Here is a 22,393-nt window from a genome sequence, read left to right as displayed (position 1 = left end):
ACTTATCCTTTTGGTATACCTGCGGGGCGACGTCTACACGAATAAGTCGCCAAACTCGCAAGGGCGCACTGCCTCACTGCTCATCCTTATCCCCTAGCCTCTTGCTCCTGAGCTGCTTCAACACTACTGTCTAAAAAATCATTTGCCTTCATAATTTCGTAGAGGTTAGTATCTGTTTCTAACAAGCAAGCATGCCCACAATGTGGTAGTACCACCATCTTAGAATTGGGTAAGATACTAACCAAACGTTTTGCTTCAGCTAAGGAAGGTAAAAGTCGATCGCTAGCACCCGCAATCACCAAAACAGGTTGAGTCAGGCGACGTAACTGTTCCTCTTCAACGCAAAAATCTCTCAGTAACGATATTCGCCACAGAACAGTTTCTGGTGGTACGGAACGCATGCTTTTTAGGAGTTCTTGTCTATCACTCCTAGAAATGCGTGCCAAAGCTGCCAAAAAAGGTAATAAACCTAGTGCGCCGATGTTATAAAGGTTGGATGGAACCAAGGAACTCAATTGAGATGCCCAAGTTAACAAAGGCTGAAGCTGGAAGGCGCTTCCCGAGTTGATGAGAATAATGCGCTTAAACAGCTGTGGTGCAATGACCGCTACTTTCTGCGCCAAACAACCACCAAAGGATTCTCCACACAGGTAAACAGGACGCTGGGGGCTTTTTTCTAATTCTGCATGGATCAAGTCCAAGACATTCTTAGCTAACTCATCCCAACTGGTCAGATCTTCCCTTGGTATCGCTAAACAACGGACATCAAAGCCAACTTCTAATCCAGCAGTTTGCGATCGCAAGAGTTGACCTGTTCCATCCATTCCTGGTAAATACACAAACAATGGCAACTCTGGCTGGAGTCGTTTAGGACTGAGGAAACATGGCTTTAGATCAACTTTTGGAATAGTCATTGCTCAACACTTAACATTTCAACACTTCACTAGTCATAAGCTAACTAAACGACTAATAGACCTCTCCAAAAATGATTTTTAGTGCAAGCGCGGGGTATTGGTTTCATAGCCATTTTTGGAGAGGTCTAATGACTAATTTTTTTAATAGCAACCTTCACGCAGTAAGTTTGCAATTTCTGAGTGACAATGATTTGTCAATTCTGTCACCATAGTTCTTGCTTTTTTTCCTTGATATTTTTCTTTTTGTAGAGGCTTAATCCAATATGGATGACCGATGAGCACGGCGACACGTTGATATGTGACTAGTGGATGCCAACCTGACTGATTGAATAAAGGTTCTGAAGGGTCAAACAAACTTAATACCCTCAAAGGTACAGCAGATGTGTTAACTTCTTCAAGGGATGCTATTGCTATTGGCAAAATTGCTAAATCTCGTACCCGTGCTCGCAATGCCAAATGGGCAAAACCTCGTTCAAATTCACCCACCCGATTCGGTTGGGTAAATTCTACCATTGGTTTTGTTCCTTCAGGAAAAACTCCTACTATTTGCTTTGACTGCAATAGCAGTTGTGACTGTTGGAAAAAGCTTTGCTGGCGGTGTTGATTTGCCTCCTCTAGAGGAAAGCAACCTAATTGTCCTGTAACAATCTCCCGCATTATAGGCACTTGCCCCATATAGTGATGGCAAGCAAAGCGAATAGAACTTGATAAAGCCGCCATTAAAATGGGTGCATCCATAAAGCTGCGGTGATTGCTCACTACTAACACACTGGCATCTTGGGGAATGCGATCCTCGTAGTAGCGAAACATTTTGGTTGATAGCGCCGCCAGTAACCAGCGAGAAACCTCAAGGGGGCTATTTACAGTCATCTTGATATAGGATCAGGAAATTTCGCAGCTTATCTTTATTAAGAATTTACATTTTTTAACCGATAACGGCGACTGCCTTAAGGTAGAAATGTTCAGATCAACAAAATCGGTAAAGTTTTTTGTGTAAAAGAGGTTTGTCTTCTAATGTTCTTAATGTAATGACAAGTTTCGTGTGGAATCTTAGTAAGTAACTTCCCAATTATTGGGACAAATAAGCTGAGATTATGACATTCATTAAACAAACTCAAACGACATAAATTTGTTAAAATTAAGAAAAAATTGAAACAAGGAGAGATATGATATAATTGCGTGGTTTTATCCAAAAAAGGTAAGAGAGAAAACGTTTTTAACAACTAGTTTTTTTTTGCATAAATCAAGTGAATAGAACACAAAAGACATTTGCACTCACAACACCACTATATTATGTAAACGACTTACCCCATATTGGCAGTGCTTATACAACAATGGCAGCAGATGTGGAGGCAAGGTTTCAGAGACTTTTGGGACGTAGAGTCCTCCTGATTACAGGTACAGATGAGCACGGGCAAAAAATTCAGCGGACAGCAGAAAGCAAAGGGCGATCGCCTCAAAGCTTTAGTGATGAAATGTCAGCGGGTTTTGTCTCCCTATGGCAGTTACTAAACATTCAATACGATAGATTTATTCGTACGACTGCTCCTCGTCATGAAGTTCTGGTCAAAGAATTTTTTCAGCGAGTGTGGGAAGCTGGAGACATTTACCAGGGACAACAAAAAGGCTGGTACTGCGTTTCGTGTGAAGAATTCAAAGAAGAAAGAGAACTGTTAGAAGGACACCGCTGTCCTCTCCACCCAAATAAAGAAGTTGAGTGGCGAGACGAACAGAACTATTTCTTCCGCTTATCTAAATATCAAGAGAAACTGCAAAAACTTTACCACTCTCAACCGGATTTTATCCAACCAGACAGCCGCCGAAATGAAGTCCTCAACTTTGTGAATCAAGGGTTGCAGGACTTCTCCATTTCACGGGTGAATGTAGATTGGGGTTTTCCTGTACCAGTTGATCCTAACCATACTCTTTATGTTTGGTTCGATGCGCTTTTAGGTTACATTACCGCATTGCTAGAACCGGATGAAGAACCAACTTTAGAAAATGCCTTAGCAAAATGGTGGCCGATCAATTTGCATCTGATTGGTAAGGATATCCTGCGCTTTCATGCAGTGTACTGGCCAGCAATGCTCATGTCCGCTGGCTTATCATTGCCAGAGCGAGTTTTTGGACATGGTTTTTTGACCAAAGATGGTCAGAAAATGGGCAAAAGTCTGGGTAATACCCTCGATCCCATAGGTTTGGTGAAGCGCTATGGTAGTGATGCTGTTCGTTATTACTTCCTTAAGGAAATCGAATTTGGCAAGGATGGCGACTTTAATGAAAGTAGATTCATTAATGTGGTAAATGCAGATTTGGCAAATGATTTAGGTAATTTGCTAAACCGCACTTTAAACATGGTGAAGAAATACTGCGCTAACAATGTGCCGACAACTACAAATGAAAATATACCTATTGAGCATCCTTTGAAAGCGATTGGTTTACGTCTTGGGGAACAAGTGAAACATGCATATGAAGCGTTAGCCTTCAATCATGCTTGCGAAGCTATCCTTTTACTGGTGCAAGCCAGTAATAAGTTTATTGATGAACAAGCTCCTTGGTCATTGTATAAACAAGGACAAATCCAAGCAGTTGAACAAGTTCTGTATGCAGTGCTGGAATCAGTGAGACTAGCAGCTTATCTCCTATCTCCGATCATTCCTGATACAAGTAGTGATATTTACCAGCAACTAGGTTACGGAATTAATTTTAATCAACAAATAGAAACCGCCACCGCTGCTCCTTTTGCGATTCATAGCACATGGGGAGTACTAACAAATCAACAAAAGCTAGGTGAAGCTAGACCAGTCTTTAAACGAATAGAACCTGCTAAAAACAATTAGTTGTTCCAATTTTCATTACTGAATTTTGTCTGATTTTATCAGGACTAAATTTATCACTCCTGAAAGATTATCATAAGCCGTTCTTTGCTGATCTGTAAAAAAAAAGTATCACTTATTACATTTTCATAAAAATGAGGTATGACAACAATGTTGAATAATCTGGAAAATGATTCGATATTTACGCCAGAACAAGTTTTAGAAAATCGGGGTCGTGTCGCCATCTTTATTGACGGGTCAAACTTATTTTATGCAGCACTACAACTAGGAATTGAAATTGATTACACCAAGCTACTATGTCGATTAACAGGAGGCTCTAGATTGTTGCGAGCCTTCTTTTATACTGGAGTAGATCGCACAAATGAAAAACAGCAGGGTTTTCTGTTGTGGATGCGACGCAACGGATACCGGGTTATTGCCAAGGATTTGGTACAGTTGCCAGATGGGTCCAAAAAAGCCAACTTGGATGTAGAAATTGCGGTAGATATGATGGCTTTAGTAGACTCATATGATACAGCAGTGTTAGTCAGTGGTGACGGAGATCTGGCGTATGCAGTGAATTCAGTCAGCTATCGCGGTGTGCGGGTTGAGGTGGTCAGTTTACGCTCCATGACGAGCGACAGTTTGATTAATGTGAGCGATCGCTATATTGATTTAGAAGCAATTAAAGAAGATATTCAGAAAACTCCTCGCCAAAGCTACCCTTATCGAGTACTAGATCGATCACTAGCCCCTATAGGATTTATGGAAGATCCCAGGGAAAGCGACGGGCAGCAGATTGAAATTCAAGAGTCATGAAGCACTAAGCAAGAGGAGAAAGGGAGATAAGGAGGATGAGGCGGACAAATCAATTCAAAATTCCTCTTGGAAAGTTTGCTCCAACACTGTCCTCCGCATCGCGCTGGCTCCTTTTCTCCCTAATCTCCGTAGGGTTAGTTGCTTGTGCTGGGAGCCAAACTCACGTCACGACCAAACCACCTGTTGAGAGTCCATCGCCTGGAGAGAAAGATAGTAACCTAACTTTTTTTGGTGTCACCTTAGAGCAAGCAGATGAAGTTGGCAGACCAATTTGGAGAGTCAGAGCAAAACAGGCAAAATACACCAAAGAAAAACAAATTGGTGCAGCCCAAAGTCCATATGGTGAACTTTACCAAGATGGCAAAGTTGTTTATCAAGTACAAGCTCAAATGGCAGACATTGCGCAAGATGGTAAGCAATTGTTTCTAAAAGGGAAAATTGTCGCGATAGATCCTCGCAATGGTGTTGTTTTAAACGGTAATGAGTTGGAGTGGCGACCAAAAGAAGATTTGCTCATTGTCCGTAACCAGCTTCATGGAACTCATAAACAACTACAAGCCGTAGCGCAGGAGGCGCGAGTGAAAACTCGCGAACAACGCATGGAGTTTTCTGGAGGAGTGGTTGCAAACTGCTTGGAACCGCAATTACAAATGCGAACTGAGCATTTGACTTGGCGAATAAAAGAAGAAACATTAATAGGCGATCGCCCTGTCCAAATGGATCATTATAAAAACAACCAAATTACTGACCGAGGTCAAGGAGACTCTGCTGAAGTTAACTTGAAGACAAAAATTGCTACCGTTAAGAAAAATGCACAGCTAGAGTTACTAGACCCACCAGTGCAAGTCGCTAGTAACTCTATGACTTGGAACCTAAACTCAGAAACAGTAAAAACTAATTCTCCTGTGCGGGTCTTCCATCAAACTGAAAAAGTAACAGTTAGTGCAAATCAAGGCGAAATGAAGATACCGGAAAAAACTGTTTATTTAACAGGAAACGTTTCTGGCGTTGGAGAGCGTGGCCAGTCTCTTAAATCAAAGACCTTAACATGGTATTTTGACAAGAAATTAGTTGAGGCTCAAGGGGATGTCGTTTATCGCCAAGCAGATCCTCCATTAGCTTTTACAGGTCAAAAAGCCTCCGGTGATTTGCAAGCAGAAACGATTGTCATCAACAGCGATGGTTCTGGAAAAAAGGTCGTGACAGAGATCATTCCTCAAGACAGAAAAGTGAAAAATCAATAGTATCGCTCTAATCGCATTCTAAGAACGTGCTTTGTAAGTTCCAAAGGGACACATATAGTTAATAAGCAGGATATTTACCAGGAGGCTCATTTCTTATTTTTGAATTTTGAATTTTGAATTTTGAATTTCTTATTAGCCTCCGTATAACATTTCATTACGACTAGCTGCACCTAATTGAGGTATTGCATTGGTAGCTATGTGAGGAGTGACAGTAGCAGGAACAGCTGGAGCAACTTGTAATTGCTGTACCAAACGTTGTAACAATTGGTCTTGTCCAGTGCGGAAACCTGAGACATTCGTACCACGGTTAAGAATGGCAAACCATACCAAACCGCGATCGCGCGTAGGCACTACTCCGGCTAAAGCACTAACATCCCGTAGAGTGCCAGTTTTCATGAGCGTCGCAGCAGGTAAATGTCTAGAGTGCATCGTTCCCCGATGGTCAAATCCGGAGACTGGAAATAAGTCAGCCAAAGTCAACTGATAAGCGAATGCTTGCTGTTGAATTGCCATAAACATAGCACAAACTGCTCTGGGAGAAATGCGATTTTCAGGTCCTAACCCTGAACCGTTAATTAACTGAATTTCTGACTGCGGTACCCTTGCCAGAGTAGCAGCTGTTGATTGCACAACCTCCGCTCCCCCCACAGCATCTGCCAGCATTTGAGCTATTTCATTATTGCTGAAAACGTTCATTTCCCTAATGATTTGCTTTAAAGGTAGTGAGTGGTGACGCAAGAGCAAAGTCGGTTGAGGATTTGCGATTGGTTCTACTTTCACACCTCCAGCAATCACAATTTGAGGCTTAGGAGTTCCTTTTGGCATCAGCGAGTGTAGAAAAGTAGCCCCACGGGGCCAAGTAGCATAATTCAAAGCTTGCTTAAGCATCTGACCTGCTAGCACTGGATTACGCTGGAAATTCATCGCAAAATTCCCGGTAATCACCAAATTTCCTGTAACACGTTTAATGCCCATCTGGTTGAGACTATTACCAAGCGCTATGGCTTCCTCCCAAACAAACATCGGATCGCCACTACCTGTAATCACCAAGTTGCCCTGTAATACACCATTCTGCAAAGATCCTGTAGTACTAACCAAAGTTTGAAATTGGTGATCTGGACCAAAATTTTTGAAAGCAACGAGTGAGGTAGCAACTTTGGTTAAGGAAGCAGCTGGAAGAGGAGTCGTGCCTTGGTGATTAGCCATAAGCATCGGTCCAGACTGTATCCAAATTCCCTGACTTTCGATTTGATTTGCTGCTATTAATTTCGATGTTTGTAATCCTTTGAGATATTCCAGCACCGTAGCAGCCCCAACTGGATTTGGATCGGCGGCAACAACTAAGCCGGGGCTACCTTGCCAAGTTAAGATATCCAAAGCATTTATGGGCTTGACATTGACTCCAGCCATTTCCAGCCAAACAGAAATTAAACCTGAACCGAACAATTCCAGCATGCTTCATTGCCTCTGTAGAATATGCTATTTTGTTTAGTGTATGATTACGTAAGTGTTCCCACGAGACCCGGCATTGAGTCATGATAACCGCAGTTTTTGCCACGCGGAAGTAGGGCATGCAAACAAGCTTTGCTAGAAAGTATAACCTTGAGTCCAAAACATTTGAAAATAGAAAGTTTTCATTTGCGCTTTTGGTGAATCTAGTTGTTCATACAGGGTACTCTTTTTTGTCTATCCCACATATTTCTGAGGTTTACCCCTAAATCAGGCTAATTTTCTGATTTTAGGTAGCTTTGGTGCTTTTTGTGTTGCCAAAAAGCCAGCTTTTGTGAAAAGGATTAACTAACAGATTAAACTTTATCCTCAATAGTGTGGTTTTGCTTCTCAGTTACAGAGGTAATTCATGTTATGTTGAGCTTGTTAGCACCTCTTGAGAAAGGATCAAGGCTCAAGTATGAAGCTTGAAAGTTTTATAACTTATACTTCATCAGTTTTGCCTTGATCAGAATATCTACTACTTTCACTCTTTGGCATCTGGTAAAATTTGTAAGGTTTCTAGAAGCTCTGAGCAATGGGATCGACTGGCGCACGGATCGCAATTGACGCAATGGGAGGGGATTACGCACCTGATGAAATCGTTGCTGGCGCACTGCGAGCACGAGAAGAATTGGGCGTAGAAGTCTTATTAGTAGGCGATCCCCAAGAAATAGAAAGCAAACTGCCGCCAAAAACTAATCTGCGGCAGGTAGAGATCGTTCCTGCTGAGGAAATGATCACAATGGATGAGGAGCCTTTAAGCGGTATTAGACGCAAACCTAAGGCTTCGATTAACGTAGCTATGGATTTGGTAAAAAATCAGCAGGCTGATGCTGTGGTTTCTGCCGGTCACTCTGGGGCAGCAATGGCAGCAGCTTTGCTCCGCTTGGGACGACTGCGAGGAATTGACCGTCCAGCAATTGGTGCAATGTTTCCAACTATGGTAGCAGGAAAACCAGTGCTCATACTTGATGTCGGCGCAAATGTAGACTGCCGTCCCAAGTTTTTAGAGCAGTTTGCTGTTATGGGGTCGATTTACAGTCAGTATGTCTTAGGTATTCCAGAACCCAAAGTCGGTTTGTTGAATATCGGCGAAGAAGACACCAAAGGCAATGACGCCGCTGTTCGTGCGAACCAACTCCTGCGTGAAAATCCCCAAATCTCATTTATTGGCAATGCGGAAGGACGTGATGTTCTTTCCGGTCACTTTGATGTGATTGTGTGTGATGGATTTGTGGGCAATGTGTTGTTAAAATTTGCCGAAGCAGTTGGGGAAGTCATGCTCCAGATTATCCGAGAAGAATTACCCCAAGGATTACACGGTCAAATTGGGACAGCAATTTTAAAACCTAACCTCAAGCGAATAAAGCAGCGAATGGATCATGCAGAACATGGAGGTGCTTTGCTTTTAGGCGTTGATGGAATTTGCATTATCAGTCACGGTAGCTCCCAAGCACCTTCGATTTTTAATGCAATTCGCATGGCAAAAGAAGCTGTAGATAACCGAGTATTGCACAGAATTCAGTCTCAATATCAAAGCATTCAGCAAGAAAGTGGTTAACACTTCCCTTGTTTTCAGTCAAAGTCAAACTCAAAAGTCCTTTACTAACGACTCAAGACTGTTGACTAAAGACAAATGACTAATCACTAATCACTAAAAGCTGATAGCTTTGGAGATGCCAGAGTGCAAAACTTAGGAATAGCAATCACGGGAAGTGGATCAGCAGTACCAGCAACTTTCCTGGATAACCACGCACTAACAGAAGTGGTTGAAACATCAGACGAATGGATCACCACAAGAACAGGAATTCGTCAACGGCGATTGGCAAAAGCAAGTGAAACGATAACTGAACTTGCGACTGCTGCTAGTGAGCAGGCGATCGCAATGGCTGGAATTTCGCCACAAGACTTGGATTTAATTGTGCTAGCAACCTCTAGTCCTGATGACTTGTTTGGCAGTGCTTGTCACATTCAAGGTCAATTGGGAGCTACCAAAGCGGTAGCTTTTGATATCACCGCAGCTTGCTCTGGTTTTGTGTTTGGGCTAGTGACTGCTGCCCAATACATCAGGACTGGAGTTTATCAAAACGTACTGCTTGTTGGAGCGGATTTTCTCTCTCGTTGGGTAGATTGGCAGGACCGGGGAACTTGTGTATTGTTCGGTGATGGTGCTGGCGCTGTCGTTATACAGGCAAACCAGAAAGATTACTTGCTGGGATTTGAACTCAGAAGCGACGGAACTCAGAATAACTGCCTTAATCTTGCTTATGCAGCAGAGCCAACACAATTGACTCAACAAGTCAATGTTGGAAAAGGCAACTTCCAACCCATCACCATGAATGGCAAAGAAGTATACCGCTTTGCCGTACAAAAAGTGCCAGAAGTTATTGACAAAGCTTTGTTTCGTGCCAACCTTAGTGTTGACCAAATAGATTGGCTATTATTGCACCAAGCAAATCAGCGCATTCTCGACGCTGTTGCTCAACGCCTAAATATTCCAGAACACAAAGTTATTAGTAATCTCGCCAATTATGGCAACACTTCTGCCGCCTCTATCCCCCTTGCTTTAGATGAAGCAGTGCGGCAAGGCAAAATCAAGACGGGTGATATTATTGTCACTTCTGGCTTTGGTGCTGGACTCACCTGGGGTGCAGCCATCTTCCAATGGGGAAGATAGTTTTTTATCCTTTGTCATTGGTTATTTGTTATTTGTTAATAACCAATGACCAATGACCAATGACCAATGAGTAATGACTAATGACTAATGACTAATGACTAAAACTGCATGGGTTTTTCCTGGACAAGGTTCACAGTCCCAGGGAATGGGAATAGACTTATTAGATGTGCCATCCGCACAAGAAAAATTTGCTCAAGCTGAGAACATATTGGGCTGGTCTGTCATCGAAATCTGTCAGAACAATCCCGAAAAGTTGGCGTACACTCTCTACACACAGCCTTGTTTATACGTTGTAGAAAGTATTCTCGCTGATATTATGCGTCAGAAAGAAAAACCGAATTTAGTTGCAGGTCACAGCTTAGGAGAATACGTGGCCCTTTACGTGGCTGGAGTATTCGAGTGGTCTGATGGGTTGCGTTTAGTAAAGCGTCGTGCCGAACTTATGGAGACCACTGCAGGTGGGATGATGGCAGCTTTAATGAACTTTGATCGTGAACAGTTGGACAAAGTCATTGCTTCTACTCCTGAGGTAGTGATAGCAAATGATAATAGTCCTGGTCAAGTGGTCATATCAGGCACACCCGCAGGAGTAGAAGCGGTAATGTCTCAAGTTAAGGCAAAGCGTGCTAAGCCTTTGAATGTTTCTGGGGCATTTCATTCGCCTTTAATGGCACCAGCAGCCGCTGAATTTCAAGATATTTTAGAATCAGTCGAATTTAATCAAGCTTTTGTACCAGTTTTATCAAACGTAGAACCAGTTCCTACTGTTGATGCAAGTGTTTTGAAAAAACGTTTAATACAACAAATGACTGGAGGAGTGCGATGGCGAGAAATTTCATTAGCACTACCAGAAAATGGCATTGAGCGAGTGGTAGAAATTGGTCCTGGTAATGTGCTAACTGGTTTAATTAAACGCACTTGCTCTGACTTAATCTTAGAAAACGTCAGCAACCTAGGTCATTTAGCTCTTTAGTGAGTTATGAGTAGTGAGTCGTTAATTGTGTCACTAACGACTCACTACTCACTTGTCCCACATTCAGATTAGTGATTTCCATAATTTGAAATTTTGAATTTTGAGAGAAGTTTGAGCGGAGGTTTCCTCCGTTCGCGCAGCGTCTCCGGAGGAGACTCAAATCTTTGGTGATTTTGAATTTTGAATTGTTTATCCTCTCCCTTTCGACTATGTCTCGAAACCGTGAACCATATGTAAGTTTGTTACTTTACCACGCATTTAAGTGGTCAGTGGTCAGTCCCATGCTTCAGGTTTATTTCAAGGGACGAATCTATGGTGCTGAAAATGTCCCTAAAACAGGACCACTACTAGTAGTTAGCAATCATGCAAGTAACTACGATCCACCCATTGTTTCTAATTGCGTACGCCGTCCAGTTGCGTTTATGGCAAAGGAAGAACTCTTTAAAATCCCAATTCTCGGTAAAGCAATTGAGTTGTACGGTGCTTATCCTGTGAGTCGAGGTAGTGCCGATCGCACTGCTATCCGTGCAGCTATGAAGTATCTTGATGACGGGTGGGCTGTAGGTCTTTTTCTACAAGGAACACGTACTCCAGACGGACGCATTACAGATCCCAAAAGAGGTGCAGCCCTGATTGCTGCTAAAGCCAAAGTCCCACTTTTGCCCGTATCTTTGTGGGGAACTCAGGCAATTGAGCAAAAAGGTTCAAAAACTCCTGTTTCAGTTCCAGTCACAGTGCGAATTGGCGAACTGATAAATGCTCCCAGTTCTAATGATAAAGAGGAATTGGAAGCGTTAACGCAAAAGTGTGCAGCAGCAATTAACACGCTCCACGAGTTGGGACGATAATTTGGAAGAGTCTGAAAATATGCTTAAAGGAGGTGGCAAAAGCCACTGAATTTATGTCAATTTAAAACCATACAATTTTAATTTGAGATTTTGGATAGTTAATTGACGTTACAAATTATCAATAATAATCTGAAAATTAGTGGATTTTTTGCATCTATCTTTAGGGAAAGAGAGTAAAAAACCTTAATTTAAAAATCTTGAGTTCGACTTGATATTAGTTCCACGCTGCTGAACTTTATTCACCCTCATCAAGCTCTTCCGAAATAATATATGAGCAGTTCTGATGCCAACAATTTTTGGTATCGCCTGAATAATCTGGCGTTAGTCCGTTTTTTGCTTTTAGTTGCTTCTGGATGGGCAATAACACTGCTTCTAGATTATTTTCAATCAGTCATTGTTATTTTTACATTTGCTGCAATCTTAGCTTTTTTACTAAGTTATCCTGTGCAATGGCTGCGACGCTTTTTACCTCACAGTATAGCAGTTGTTGTCATTTTCTTATTGAGTATTATCCTAATTGGTGGTTTGACAATTACTGTAGGCTTAACAATTTTATCTCAAGGACAACAATTAATTGATACAGTCTCTGCATTTTTAAACTCTTTAATACCGTTAGTAGAACGAATAGAAGCTTTTCTTCGTAATCGTAACTTGCCAATAGACTTGAGTGTCATTGAAGAACAATTGCGAAATCAAGCTATATCTCTGCTTGTTAACAGTTTAAATATTTTCCAAAGCATGATTACTAACTTTGTGACTTTTGTCTTTATTGCTGTTATCGCTTTTTTTATGTTACTAGATGGCGAAAAGCTTTGGTCTTTTATTATTAAAACAGTACCCCAAAAACGACGAGATAAATTTACAAATATAATCAGACGTAACTTTTTGGGATTTTTTAGAGGTCAGTTGATATTAACTTTATTTTTGACATCTTCGACTTTTCTTGTTTTCTTAATACTAAAAGTACCTTTTGCATTAATATTATCAGTGATAATTGGAATATTGGACATCATTCCTGGCATAGGAGCTACATTAGGAGTGAGTATCATTACTTTGATTGTTTTATCACAAAGTGTTTGGATGGCACTCAAAGTCTTAGTAGCTTGCATCATACTTCAACAAATACAAGACAATTTAATTACGCCTAGAATTATGCAAGGTGCTCTCAATCTTAATCCTGTTGTTGTCTTTTTTGCTTTACTTGTTGGGGCGAAAGTTGCAGGATTGTTGGGACTTTTTATTTCTATTCCGATTGCTGGAGTTTTAGTTTCTTTATTTGAAATTGATGAGATGAAAGCGGAAGTTGAATCCTTATAAAATATTGTTAAGTAGGTCAACTTAATTAAACGTAAAATGCCATTACGTATGCGCAAGCGCACGCCCACAGGGCTTTAGACGTAAGGCTTGCCCGTTCGGCGTAGCCGTGGCGTTAGCCATAGGGCATACGTAACGGATTGAAGCGTTAGCGCAGCGTGTCCCCTTGGGACTCAGTAATCGCCAAAACTTTATCTTACGTTTTCAATGTTGACCTACTTGTAATAAATCCTAAAGAATGTATTTTTTATTGAAAGTTATAGTTGTTTAAAACAAAATTGAAACAGAGCGAAAAAAAAGATGTGTTATTTACATTGGAATTATTTATTATAGTAGATGAGAACTTATAATTCCTGACGAATGGCTGATACAGATTTAAGAGCAGAATTAACAGAAAATTTGGATGAGGCGGAGTGGGAATGGCTGATTCCTCATGCGCAACGGGATGCTCTAATTCTCGTGGCGGTAGGGCTAGATATACTAGATGTGGGAGTGGCGATCGCTGGCGATAATGTATCGCAAGTCGAAACTTGGGTAGATGAGGCATTGATTACCAAACCCTCGGTTACACAAATAGGAGAATGGAACACTCAGGGTGCAAAGCAGTTTAAGACTTTGATTGTCCAACCTTACGTGCTTATACAAGAAAAAGCTGCTGCCTAAAAAAGATAAAGCGATCGCTAAAGTTCTTCAGTTTCGTCAAGTCGAAATATTTTTTAACTTATAAATGTTTTTTAACTATTGTTTTAATAACTGATTTGATGACTGCTTATTTTGAATTTCATCAGTAGCTGTGTAACCAGTTGTTACCCAAACTATAGCTCGAATTCCATCACGGATAGATTTTCCAATTGGTTCGGCAGAAGTCTCTGAAGGGACTGTGACAGGTTTTAAATCAATTCCTCGACTACCCAAAACAATTTCACCAACGATTTTAGCACGGTGCATATGGTAGTCAGAAGTAACTAAATAAACACTTTTTATGCCTGTTTTTTTCAAATCATCCACCAATGTTGTAAAGTTTTCTACAGTGTTGTTTGCTCTGTAGTCTAGACGCAACCGCCTTGTATCAACTCCAGCTTTAGCAAACACTTGTTTAGTTACCTTTGGAGGACTACCCCCAGAAATCCAAATACTTAAAGTGGGGTGTTTTTGTGCAAAATTTGCTGTAAACTTTTCTCTCTCTAATTTAGATGTGGAACCACCTAAGACTAAAATTGCTTGAGGCTGCATAAATTGGCTTTGAACTTCCTTGTAACCCCACAACATCATCAGTGGTAGTGCTAGGAGCATAAACCGAGAAGAAATACCTTTAGATTGTTGCTTGTTCAAGGACTTAGCACCTCGGTTGCTGAAACAGAATTTATTGCAAGAATCATAACGTAGATTATCAAAGCGCCAAAAAATCAACTCAAATTTGTGTTTCAATCATATTTCTGTTCCACAAGTTTTGTACACCAAATGTAGTGTAAATATCTTCCTTTTGTATAGTCCATATCAGGATATTTTTTGACAAACCACGACTCGCAATTATCAGTCTTTCATTGAAGTTATAGACCCAGATGTGGTGTTATCTGTGCCTAAAAATAAGAGACATCTCTAGATTCAATGGATGATTATAACCTCCATCTAAGCAAATCCAAAGATTTCCCAAGTAGTTTATCAAATGTATTAGAGGACGGGACTGGCCAGATTCGAACCGGCGACCTAGCGCTTCAGATTTGTGTGAGTTTCCCCACTCTCTGGACTATACCTTCACCGTAGGCTTTAAGCCCTTAGGTGGTAGCTTTCTAGTCTCTACACCTTCCTGAGCCGAACTTTATCAAAAATCACAAGTTTTAGCTCAGGCTTGGCTCGGTATTCCCATGAAGTGTCAGCATTGTGGTCGAAAGACAACCAATTTTACTTTTTCGTTTCTTTTTAGGGTTCACCGAATTTAACTACATTCACTCATAGAGTTTCCTCTATAGTGCCCGATAGTTCAGGAGGCGCTCGCTCTATCCTGCTGAGCTACAGCCCCTAACAGACATCATTCAACATGATACCATTTTTAGCGAGACTGCCAAGAATTATCCCAAGATCGGCCGCCTATTTCTAATCCACACAAGAAACTACGTGCTTTCAGGATAGTTTTTCTTTTTCCAATACCGAATTCTCGCAGCTCTAAATTTAACTCTCCCTTCATAGTGTCACTACAGCAAAATCTCAAACCATTTGCTGTTGGCGCACGTAAAGGAGTTCCAGGTAAATTGGTCGTTCCTGTGATTTCAACTTCATACTGGAAATTCCGTGCTTGCATTTGCCATCTACCCCAAGGCTGAATATCCCACTGTACTTGTGAATTCCAGGGTACGAATTCATAAAACTTGCCTTGATGGTGTATGCCAATCATAGCTACAGATTCCATCCACCATAAAACACCGCGTCGTCCACCGCCAGCAGTCAGAGCAAGGTCGGGTTCATCTTCAAAGCTATTGCAGTTGAGCCAAAACCATTTTTCGGGAAAAGCGCCTCCCCAATTTTTCTCACCGTAAGCTGGGGCGTTGGTAAATTCGTAGCGTTTACCATTCCAGTCAATCCAACCGGAAGCTAAGCCATGCGCCATGAGAATTTGCCATCCGGGTTCAAAAATCTGCAAGAATGACAACCAACCAGCGGTTGATTGTTGAATACTTCCTTTATCACCCCATCCATAAATGGGTTGAATTTCATACTCCCAACGACAATAGTTACCAGTAGCAGGATCGTGAATTGCTCCTTGGTTCAGGGTGGCGGTTGCTTGGTAGCCTTCTTGAATATGGTGTTCAAACTCAGGTGGAAGGAGGTACACAGGTTTTGTATGTAGGAGGTTTGTTTTGCCCCAATGACCTAAGCCCAAAACGTCACGGCTTGCCCAAAATTTGCTCACATCCGGAAACGTACGCCATAAATACTCGTCATTGGGACCTAGGATTTGTGCTGCACCACCAGTGTGGTGTTTACCGCCGATTGGGTCTTCAATAGAATACATAAAGGCAAAAGTTTCACCTTCTGCTGGTAAGGTGACGCGGTAATACCAACCTTCAAAAAAGCGACGAGTAGTACCGTCCCAGTGATAACCGCTGTGGGGTGTTTGGATTAAATGATGAGAATTTGTCGAAATAGTTAACATAGATTTACCATGCTGCCTATTTTCCAGTATGAGCGATCGCCTTAACATAAATGATGCCTACTCTATCCTCGAACTCAAACCCGGTGCATCACCAACACAAGTCAAGCAAGCCTATCGTAAGCTAGTTAAGATTTGGCATCCTGATCGGTTTTCTCACCCGCACCAAAAACAGGAAGCAGAAGAAAAAATTAAACAAATCAACGAAGCTTACGACAAGCTTAAATCTCATCTGCCAAGTTCTGCTGACCCCCCCACTCAGACAACACACACAACACAGACAAACATTTATACAAGTCGCTCCAATGCCGAACTTTTCTACAACTGGGGAGCAGAGAATGCAAAACAAGGAAGATACCAGGAAGCACTTGCGGACTTTACTCATGCAATTCGCCTCAATCCCAACTACATCGATGCTTACAAATACCGTGGGTTTATTTGCTCCCAACTTGGATATGAGTATCGAGCCAGTTCTGATTTAAATAAAGCCGCACAAATCGAAGCGAGGTTGAAAAATAAACAGACTCATTCTGCATCCCCATCATCAAGATCCTCCAAAACCTCTCGAAGAAAATCAAAGCTCAAATCCCTTCTAGAAAGGTTTTTACACTGGATCAAGCGTTTGGCTGGGTTTTAAGAGGTCACCCGGATGCATTTGTGTTTGTCATGTCTTGTTGACATGAGTACTTCTGGGCATCGATTCTTTGAAATTTATTAGAAGAAGATGAGGATAGGGTAGTGAAACCGCGTTACGCGCTCAAGTTATTTTCTGATTTAGGCACCAACCACAGCACTCACCTGAATTATGACCAAACTCCACTGGTTAGAAGTTAGCGAATACGCCTCCGTCTCTTTTTCTGCACTGGGATTAGTCACAGCCGCACTCACGCAACAGATGATTTATGTAGCTGCTCCTTTGACTGTAACAGTATGCTTGAACGTTGCTAATCGAGAAAGGTTAAAGTATTTGATCCAGCAGCATCAACAAACAACAATTGCCAAACAGGATCTACTCATAGATCCACTGCGACAACGACTGACAAACTTTGATACTTTCACTCAAAAACTCAGCGCAACAACTGAACAGCAGCTTGAGGAGTTACGAAAGAACCAGCAGCAAGAGGTCAATGTTTTCACCCAACGTCTTGAAGAATTTGATGCCTCTTTCCAGCAAGTCAGTACAAACATTCAACAACAGATACAGGCATTACTGCAAAATAACCAACAACAAAATACCGATGATCTCAGACAGCGCTTAACTCAACTTGACACCTTAACGCAAGAGTTAAATACAAACACTCACAAACAGATAGACCCTATTTATCAGCGCCTTGCACAACTTGATGCATTGACACAACAGTTAAGTACAACGACACAACAGCAGATACAGACATTACTGCAAAGCCAGCAGGAACAAAATATTGATGTTGTGAGTCAACGACTCACTCAACTCGACACCCTTGTACAACAGTTGAGTACAACGACACAACAGCAAATTAATCCGCTTTCTGTGCGCCTTTCTCAACTGGACTCTTTTGCACAGCAATTAAATCGATACACTCAGCACCAGGTACAAGCATTACAGCAAACCCAGAAGGAACAAAATGTGAATGATCTTAGACAACACCTGATTGAACTTGATACCCTGACACAACATTTCAGTGCAAATACTCAAAAACAGTTTCAAGAAATTCAGTATGCCATCGCCATAATACAAACTGAACTACAGGAATTGTCTTTGGGAAAGCAGCAATATCAAAACCTGGTCGAAAAAAAACAAAAACCAGAAGGTTTCAAGCCACCTCAAGTAACGACTGAATCACCCGCACCACCACCACCCCTCCAGGTAAAGAAGCAACAGACAACAAATTTTTCTCCAAATCTATCTCCAGTGACGGTGACACAAAGCCCGAGTCCTCCGGTCAATCATAAAACACCGGAAGTTTCTACACCTGTTGTCACCATAACAACATCACCCCCAAAACCGGAAGTTTCTACACCTGTTGTCAGCACAACAACATCACCTCCAACACCGGAAGTTTCTACACCTGTTGTCAGCACAACAACATCACCTCCAACACCAGAAATTTCTACACCTGTTGTCAGTGCACCAACATCACCCACAACACCAGAAGTTTCTACACCTGTTGTCAGCACAACAACATCACCTCCAACACCAGAAGGTTTGACAACAGAAAGTCCTGTTTCATATAAAGTGACGTCCGTCGCATTTAGTCCGAATGGACAAACATTAGTTAGTGGTTGTGATGACAAAACTATAAAAATTTGGCATTTTCCTGATAAGGAACCTCGCATGCTTAGGGAAACCGGAGGATTTTCCTGTTCTGGCGCAGTGAATTCTGTAGCATTGAGTCCTGATGGAAAACTTTTGGCAAGTGGAAATGATGACAAAACAATTCAGTTGTGGGATATTTCCACTGGAAAGGAAATCTCCACCTTCAAAGGGCATAAAGATAAGGTTTATACTGTAGCATTTAGCCCAGATGGAAAAACTTTAGCTAGTGGTAGTAAAGATAAGAGTATCAAGCTTTGGTCTATAGATACAAATAAAGAAACATCTACACTCCACGGGCATTGTGACGAGATTTTCTGCATTGCTTTCAGCCCAGATGGAAATATTTTAGCTAGTGGTGGTGGTAAAAAGGATAAAACTATCAAAGTGTGGTATTTGGCTGAAAATAAATTTTTGACTCTTAAAGGTCATTCCGAAGAACTGGGAGGAATTTATTCTGTTGCTTTTAGTCCAGATGGAAATACTCTTGCAAGTGGCGGTACAGACAAGACAATTAAAATTTGGCAACTCTCAAATGGTCTAGAACTCCGCACTCTTGGAGAACATTCTGATGATATTTGTTCTGTAACATTCAGTCCAGATGGTAAGCAGATCGCAAGCAGTAGTAAAGACAAGACGGTAAGGCTTTGGCAAGTGGAGACAGGGAAGGAACTGCGTGCTTTCACTCTTGGTGAAGATCCAATTTATTGTGTTGTCTTTAGTCCAGATGGTAAGACTTTGGCAGCGGGTGGCTATCGTGATAACACTGTCATGCTATTGCCTTGTGATTAAGCGTTGCAAAGCACTTCCAGACTGCAAATGAAATCAGTATCTCAAGAAATGCAAATCAACTTTTCCGCTAAGACAGTAAAAAAAGACTATGTTTATAACAAATTTTATAAAATGTTAAGACGGATGAATCGTTATAAAATTTGGTAAATATATAAACCTTTCTCAGTAGGGGATGCTAACTTAAGAGTAGGCGCATGGAAGTTAGAAATTTATCCAAATCTTCACTTGTTAGAGCCTGTGCCTCCTGCTCTAATATATTCGCGACCATTTCTCAGTTGTTGTGTTTTGTTGTGATGTGTTTTCGCCTAAGGTTTAGTAAAGTCGTTTTGGAGGTTTTTTAACTGACAGCAAAAATGCCTGCTTATCTGGATCGAGAACACACAATGGCAAAGATATTGGTTGTGAACCTTGTCCACCTTAGTTGAGTGACTTTCTTCTAATTTTTTACTCTTCTCAATCATTTACACCTAACAAACCGCCGCAAGCTGCTGATACGCATCCATCGTAGCTTTCGGCGGTTCATACGTTATCAGTTCATTAAAGTTATCACAGTCACTTCTGGTGGGCAAAACAAACGTCCTGGTGGATAAGTGCCTAACCCACGATTAACGTAAAGTTGATTTGTTCCTACTTTGTGAAAACCCTGCGCCCATTCCCAGTGTTTCATCACTGTGGAACAATCTCCTCGCAAAAATGGCACCGCTCGCCGTAGTTTTCTGGGAAGTTTCCGAACAAATGGCTTATAGTAAATCACAGCAGGACCTAGTCCTGGAATTACAATTTGACTGCCGTGGGTATGACCAGACAGCTGCAAATCGACTCGCCATTTTTGTAATTTTTCAGCACTATCTGGATTGTGGGATAGTACAATGCAAGGTTTAGTACTGTCTAGCTGATTCATCACAACTTCAGGCTTAAATTCTCGTGACCAATAATCAGCTAACCCAACCAGAGGTAGTTCTTTGCCAAAAGGATATGCAATTTCATTCCAAAGAACTTTAATATCTATACTTTCAAATGCCGCTGTTACTTCTGCTTTGGAATGAGTGTAATATATATCATGGTTACCAAGTACGGCATACACCCCAGCGCTACTTTGCAGATGTTTGAGTCGTAACACTAACCTGTGAATTGGTGACGGATCGTCAGTGACATAATCACCTGTTAAAACAACTAAATCGGGTTCAGCTTCGTTGCTAACAGCGATCGCTTGTTCCAACATTTTTTCCGATAGCCGTTTCCCGTCATAATGCAGGTCTGACATATGAACCAGCTTCGTACCTTGTAACGATGCTGGCAACCCTGCAATATTAACCGTTAACTTCTCGACGCTTAGAGGTCCAGATAACAACCAGTGCATTGCGCTGACATGGCTCCGCTTACCAGCGCTTACAGCTTAACAAATCATTGCCGAGCGAGTATAGAGTTTGGAACAACTTTTTGAAAAATTTATCAAAGTTCTTGTGGATGTTAAACTAGATTTCGTCTTCACAACAAAGTGAGTCAAAAGTTACGCCAAATTATGGAAAAAGAAACCGGCTAAATGCTGCGTGACTGCAGGGCATAGGTCATCCCCGCAGGGCTTCGGTGCAGGGTAGGACACCAAGGACACCAATAAATAAGACTTTAAAATAGTTCTTGCGTAAATCCTATTATTAACAAAGTTATTTCAGCTACTATCAGCTTACAGTATCGAGAAATCGAATCTATGGAGCCTGCTTATATAAAGAACTATAGCCACTTTGAACAGCACGTAGCGACACTTCTCCATAGGGCGGGTTGGACCGTGATAGGTGCCAAATCAGACCAATCTGGTTATGATTTTGTTGTCAGAAAAGGAAACTTAGTAGGTGCTGTTTGCATCAAGTGGCTGAGAAATAATGTAGCAGCACCGCAGCTTTTAAAATTTGCGAATTTTTTAGATTCTGATGAAGGCGATAAGTTTAATTTTGGCTTATTCATAACAACAAGAGGTTTCAGCGGGCCAGCACTGGCTCTAATCAGATCCTGGGGGAAAGATGCTAAAATCCGCTGTGGAATTGCTCAGGAAAAGAAGCTGGTTGGGATTGATGGTGCTGAATATGAAGATAGAATTTATGACGATTCCACAACCTCAGAAAAGATTTATTTTGGCATTTTTACTTGTAAAGGGGGGGTTGGAAAAACAACTATAGCAGCGCATTTAGCAGGAGCATTTGCACTACAAGGATTCAATGTGGCGCTTGTAGATTTAGATCCAGAACAAAATTTGCAAAAGCTAGTAGGAGATGGGGTTTTTGTTCCTAATTCTAGAGGTAGGGGTACGACGATAGAAGTATTTGATGGCAGGGATTGGCATGAAGATTCCGCCCGTGATTGTAGAATAGTTATTTGCGATTGCTCTCCTGCACTTGAGCGGAACCCCACAAACTTACTCGAAAAATTGCACTATTGCATTATACCAACCACCTTAAATCCACTCGGCTTAAATAAGCATGGTCAAGTGATTCGAGATACTGTAACAGAAATACGTCAGATCAACAAAAAAGCTCACTTATTTGTCTTAGTTAATAATTTCAAAAATCCTGGTGCTCAAAAATTAAGTCTTCTCAGAAAAGTTTATTTCGAGACATATAAAGATATTCTCACAACAGATGATAAGTTTCATTGTATAGACCCAGAAGAAGTTTGTATTCGAGCCAGTGAACAACTTTATTACTGGGGAATACATATTCTAGAAAATCCAGAAAACCCATCTAGCAAATTGGCATTTGACTTGATTGGAGGAAGGTGCTATCCACGTGATGACTTTATCAGCTTGGCAGATTATATAGAGACAAAAGCGGGTGTTGGAATTCTACGAGGTGAGTAAGTAGATTTGAAGAACCCTACCCTGCGAAAGGTGGGCTTAGGCTTTCCTCGTTGCAAGACTAAGGTGTACATAGAAGTCATTGAACTAACCAAAGGAAACCTCACCCTGCCCTATCGGGCATCCCTCTCCTTATAAAGGAGAGGGAAAGGTTTTAGCTACCATAGAAGTCATCTAACTGCCAAAACTCGCTGGAAACCTCACCCTGCCCTATCG

Annotated in this window: 18 protein-coding genes; 12 read left to right on the top strand and 6 right to left on the bottom strand. The window is 41.5% G+C overall.

Annotation, left to right across the window (positions count from 1 at the left end):
* Positions 1–86: 86 nt before the first annotated feature.
* Both DP114_RS28110 and DP114_RS28105 read right to left on the bottom strand, forming a co-directional pair.
* Positions 87–914, bottom strand: coding sequence for an alpha/beta fold hydrolase (locus DP114_RS28110; RefSeq protein ID WP_171977686.1), 828 nt, complete (start codon positions 912–914; stop codon positions 87–89).
* 141 nt (positions 915–1,055) lie between these two features.
* Positions 1,056–1,784, bottom strand: a complete 729-nt coding sequence (locus tag DP114_RS28105; RefSeq protein WP_169266082.1) for a lysophospholipid acyltransferase family protein — start codon at positions 1,782–1,784, stop codon at positions 1,056–1,058.
* Between the two features lie 368 nt (positions 1,785–2,152).
* On the opposite strand from DP114_RS28105, the gene metG reads away from it, so the two are divergent.
* The 3 genes from metG to lptC all read left to right on the top strand — a co-directional run bounded on the left by metG (position 2,153) and on the right by lptC (position 5,793).
* The gene (metG, locus tag DP114_RS28100) at positions 2,153–3,754 is read left to right on the top strand and encodes a methionine--tRNA ligase (protein WP_171978323.1); all 1,602 of its coding nucleotides are present in this window, start codon (positions 2,153–2,155) and stop codon (positions 3,752–3,754) included.
* Between the two features lie 147 nt (positions 3,755–3,901).
* The gene (locus tag DP114_RS28095; protein WP_169266094.1) at positions 3,902–4,549 is read left to right on the top strand and encodes a LabA-like NYN domain-containing protein; all 648 of its coding nucleotides are present in this window, start codon (positions 3,902–3,904) and stop codon (positions 4,547–4,549) included.
* A 35-nt stretch (positions 4,550–4,584) separates the two neighbouring features.
* A complete protein-coding gene (gene lptC, locus DP114_RS28090) occupies positions 4,585–5,793 on the top strand; it encodes an LPS export ABC transporter periplasmic protein LptC (RefSeq protein ID WP_169266081.1) in 1,209 nt (402 codons plus the stop codon).
* A 132-nt stretch (positions 5,794–5,925) separates the two neighbouring features.
* Here lptC and DP114_RS28085 read toward each other — a convergent pair whose 3' ends face one another.
* Positions 5,926–7,248, bottom strand: a complete 1,323-nt coding sequence (locus tag DP114_RS28085) for a D-alanyl-D-alanine carboxypeptidase (RefSeq protein ID WP_169266080.1) — start codon at positions 7,246–7,248, stop codon at positions 5,926–5,928.
* 571 nt (positions 7,249–7,819) lie between these two features.
* On the opposite strand from DP114_RS28085, the gene plsX reads away from it, so the two are divergent.
* From plsX to DP114_RS28055, 6 genes are all read left to right on the top strand, one after another.
* Positions 7,820–8,845, top strand: a complete 1,026-nt coding sequence (gene plsX, locus DP114_RS28080; RefSeq protein WP_169266079.1) for a phosphate acyltransferase PlsX — start codon at positions 7,820–7,822, stop codon at positions 8,843–8,845.
* 123 nt (positions 8,846–8,968) lie between these two features.
* A complete protein-coding gene (locus DP114_RS28075; RefSeq protein ID WP_169266078.1) occupies positions 8,969–9,961 on the top strand; it encodes a beta-ketoacyl-ACP synthase III in 993 nt (330 codons plus the stop codon).
* Between the two features lie 94 nt (positions 9,962–10,055).
* Positions 10,056–10,934, top strand: a complete 879-nt coding sequence (gene fabD / locus DP114_RS28070) for an ACP S-malonyltransferase (RefSeq protein ID WP_169266077.1) — start codon at positions 10,056–10,058, stop codon at positions 10,932–10,934.
* Between the two features lie 209 nt (positions 10,935–11,143).
* Positions 11,144–11,782: a lysophospholipid acyltransferase family protein gene (locus DP114_RS28065; RefSeq protein ID WP_169266076.1), complete on the top strand. Its 639-nt coding sequence runs from the start codon at positions 11,144–11,146 to the stop codon at positions 11,780–11,782.
* Between the two features lie 270 nt (positions 11,783–12,052).
* Positions 12,053–13,099, top strand: coding sequence for an AI-2E family transporter (locus DP114_RS28060; protein WP_169266075.1), 1,047 nt, complete (start codon positions 12,053–12,055; stop codon positions 13,097–13,099).
* Between the two features lie 357 nt (positions 13,100–13,456).
* Complete coding sequence (locus tag DP114_RS28055; RefSeq protein WP_169266074.1) at positions 13,457–13,759, top strand: DUF2288 domain-containing protein; 303 nt, start codon at positions 13,457–13,459, stop codon at positions 13,757–13,759.
* A gap of 75 nt (positions 13,760–13,834) precedes the next feature.
* Here DP114_RS28055 and DP114_RS28050 read toward each other — a convergent pair whose 3' ends face one another.
* Both DP114_RS28050 and DP114_RS28045 read right to left on the bottom strand, forming a co-directional pair.
* The gene (locus DP114_RS28050; protein ID WP_169266093.1) at positions 13,835–14,389 is read right to left on the bottom strand and encodes a YdcF family protein; all 555 of its coding nucleotides are present in this window, start codon (positions 14,387–14,389) and stop codon (positions 13,835–13,837) included.
* Positions 14,390–15,146: 757 nt separating this feature from the next.
* Entirely contained in the window at positions 15,147–16,247 is a 1,101-nt protein-coding gene (locus DP114_RS28045) for a tocopherol cyclase family protein (protein WP_171977685.1), read from the bottom strand.
* A gap of 28 nt (positions 16,248–16,275) precedes the next feature.
* Here DP114_RS28045 and DP114_RS28040 point away from each other — a divergent pair, with 28 nt between their 5' ends.
* Positions 16,276–16,881: a J domain-containing protein gene (locus tag DP114_RS28040; protein WP_171977684.1), complete on the top strand. Its 606-nt coding sequence runs from the start codon at positions 16,276–16,278 to the stop codon at positions 16,879–16,881.
* 168 nt (positions 16,882–17,049) lie between these two features.
* A complete protein-coding gene (locus DP114_RS28035; RefSeq protein WP_171977683.1) occupies positions 17,050–19,329 on the top strand; it encodes a WD40 domain-containing protein in 2,280 nt (759 codons plus the stop codon).
* Positions 19,330–19,858: 529 nt separating this feature from the next.
* Here the strand turns inward: DP114_RS28035 and DP114_RS28030 are convergent.
* On the bottom strand, positions 19,859–20,689 hold the full coding sequence (locus DP114_RS28030; RefSeq protein WP_171977682.1) for a metallophosphoesterase: 831 nt from the start codon (positions 20,687–20,689) through the stop codon (positions 19,859–19,861).
* Positions 20,690–21,037: 348 nt separating this feature from the next.
* Here DP114_RS28030 and DP114_RS28025 point away from each other — a divergent pair, with 348 nt between their 5' ends.
* A complete protein-coding gene (locus DP114_RS28025) occupies positions 21,038–22,180 on the top strand; it encodes a nucleotide-binding protein (RefSeq protein WP_171977681.1) in 1,143 nt (380 codons plus the stop codon).
* Positions 22,181–22,393: the final 213 nt, after the last annotated feature.

Origin of the sequence: Brasilonema sennae CENA114 (genome assembly GCF_006968745.1) — a bacterium.
GTDB classification, from domain to species: domain Bacteria; phylum Cyanobacteriota; class Cyanobacteriia; order Cyanobacteriales; family Nostocaceae; genus Brasilonema; species Brasilonema sennae.
Note: the sequence above shows the minus strand (reverse complement) of the source record. Positions and strands in the feature narration are given on the sequence as shown.

Bases quoted from the DNA above. Each gene is read 5' to 3' on its own strand.
- DP114_RS28110 (WP_171977686.1), bottom strand. From the start codon at position 914: ATGACTATTCCAAAAGTTGATCTAAAGCCATGTTTCCTCAGTCCTAAA.
- DP114_RS28105 (WP_169266082.1), bottom strand. From the start codon at position 1,784: ATGACTGTAAATAGCCCCCTTGAGGTTTCTCGCTGGTTACTGGCGGCG.
- DP114_RS28095 (WP_169266094.1), top strand. From the start codon at position 3,902: ATGTTGAATAATCTGGAAAATGATTCGATATTTACGCCAGAACAAGTT.
- lptC (WP_169266081.1), top strand. From the start codon at position 4,585: ATGAGGCGGACAAATCAATTCAAAATTCCTCTTGGAAAGTTTGCTCCA.
- DP114_RS28085 (WP_169266080.1), bottom strand. From the start codon at position 7,248: ATGCTGGAATTGTTCGGTTCAGGTTTAATTTCTGTTTGGCTGGAAATG.
- plsX (WP_169266079.1), top strand. From the start codon at position 7,820: ATGGGATCGACTGGCGCACGGATCGCAATTGACGCAATGGGAGGGGAT.
- fabD (WP_169266077.1), top strand. From the start codon at position 10,056: ATGACTAAAACTGCATGGGTTTTTCCTGGACAAGGTTCACAGTCCCAG.
- DP114_RS28065 (WP_169266076.1), top strand. From the start codon at position 11,144: ATGTCTCGAAACCGTGAACCATATGTAAGTTTGTTACTTTACCACGCA.
- DP114_RS28060 (WP_169266075.1), top strand. From the start codon at position 12,053: ATGAGCAGTTCTGATGCCAACAATTTTTGGTATCGCCTGAATAATCTG.
- DP114_RS28055 (WP_169266074.1), top strand. From the start codon at position 13,457: ATGGCTGATACAGATTTAAGAGCAGAATTAACAGAAAATTTGGATGAG.
- DP114_RS28050 (WP_169266093.1), bottom strand. From the start codon at position 14,389: ATGCTCCTAGCACTACCACTGATGATGTTGTGGGGTTACAAGGAAGTT.
- DP114_RS28045 (WP_171977685.1), bottom strand. From the start codon at position 16,247: ATGTTAACTATTTCGACAAATTCTCATCATTTAATCCAAACACCCCAC.
- DP114_RS28040 (WP_171977684.1), top strand. From the start codon at position 16,276: ATGAGCGATCGCCTTAACATAAATGATGCCTACTCTATCCTCGAACTC.
- DP114_RS28035 (WP_171977683.1), top strand. From the start codon at position 17,050: ATGACCAAACTCCACTGGTTAGAAGTTAGCGAATACGCCTCCGTCTCT.
- DP114_RS28030 (WP_171977682.1), bottom strand. From the start codon at position 20,689: ATGCACTGGTTGTTATCTGGACCTCTAAGCGTCGAGAAGTTAACGGTT.
- DP114_RS28025 (WP_171977681.1), top strand. From the start codon at position 21,038: ATGGAGCCTGCTTATATAAAGAACTATAGCCACTTTGAACAGCACGTA.